We start from the raw sequence: 559 nt of genomic DNA, 5'->3' as shown, positions 1-559 counted from the left end.
GGGTTCGAATAGACAGCTGTAAAATATCATCCAAATCATAAACATAATCAGTGTCATGATAGGTAGGGCTTAAAAACTGCTCAAAGCTTTTCTTAGTCAAACCTGCCGTATCTTGTCTACCACAAAGCACAGTCACTAAGGCTTGATCGATATTGACATCATCCATCTGCTCCCAATGGTAGCTTGCATAAAATAAAAACTGAGTGAATGTTGGCACATGTAGATCAAGCGGTACCGCAATCATTGCCAAAACTCTCATAAGATAGTATTCCGCGCTTTGAAGATCATTTTTACGCGTATTTTCATACTCTTTTTGATAGCGAATAATCCAGCACTGAGTGACCAGATCAACGACACTCTGCTGAGTATTGTAGAGCTGATGACTATCGGCATCGCGCTCATTGCCATAACGCTTTTGCGCAAATCGTGGTGACACTAATAATCGCTGATTGATAAAGGGCTGATATTGCCCTGCAAGTAATGCTTTAAACCAGCCCTCAAGCATAGACTTATTATTAATGCCGCCATAAATCACACCTGAGAATATCAGCCATCCTAA

General features: G+C 40.8%; 1 protein-coding gene. It reads right to left on the bottom strand.

Features of this window, described 5'->3' with window-relative positions:
- On the bottom strand, nt 1-559 hold a 559-nt coding region (locus BTV99_RS13490; RefSeq protein ID WP_178377968.1), incomplete at both ends, for a hypothetical protein.

The organism is Psychrobacter sp. Rd 27.2, from assembly GCF_001921755.1.
Lineage (GTDB): Bacteria > Pseudomonadota > Gammaproteobacteria > Pseudomonadales > Moraxellaceae > Psychrobacter > Psychrobacter celer.
This window is presented reverse-complemented; position numbering and strand designations above follow the sequence as displayed.